The organism is Yersinia sp. 1252 StPb PI (assembly GCF_048593885.1).
Classification (GTDB): Bacteria; Pseudomonadota; Gammaproteobacteria; order Enterobacterales; family Enterobacteriaceae; genus Yersinia; species Yersinia enterocolitica_E.
Genome location: NZ_JAZGQE010000491.1, coordinates 1 through 447 on the forward strand (window position 1 = coordinate 1; position 447 = coordinate 447).

Genomic DNA, 447 nt, shown 5'->3' on the forward strand with positions numbered 1-447 from the left:
CTGATACCCTAATGAAAATGTGTAGTAATCAATAATAGAGGTTCAATTCCATAATATAGATAGGTTTTGTAATGTTAAAGTTAATGATATTTAAAGGATTAAAGTCACTATGGAAAAAGTTAGCAGTCTATATAAATTCAGGCAGGAGAGTGCTGATAGAACACAACTGAGTTTGTGCTGTTTTACCTATAAGAATATCTATTTTTATCTGTCACGCAGTGAGTTTTTATTTCTATTTATTCGCTATTTATTAGCATTAACGGTACTCATTTTTTTAATAATGATACTATTTCCTGATTTAGCAGATGAACTCTTGTCTTTATCGATTCAGGTTTTCCCCGCAGTCTACTCATTAGTCTTATTGCTGCCTTGCTACAATCGGTTAACCTACCAAAATCTGACGCCTTATTGGTTGGTTTTTCATCTTTTCCCCATTATTGAAATGGT

Annotated in this window: 1 pseudogene; it reads left to right on the forward strand. The window is 32.2% G+C overall.

Going from position 1 to position 447, the window contains the following annotated elements:
* Positions 1 to 109: 109 nt before the first annotated feature.
* Positions 110 to 447: pseudogene (locus tag V2A85_RS24470) on the forward strand (hypothetical protein); the annotation flags it as partial.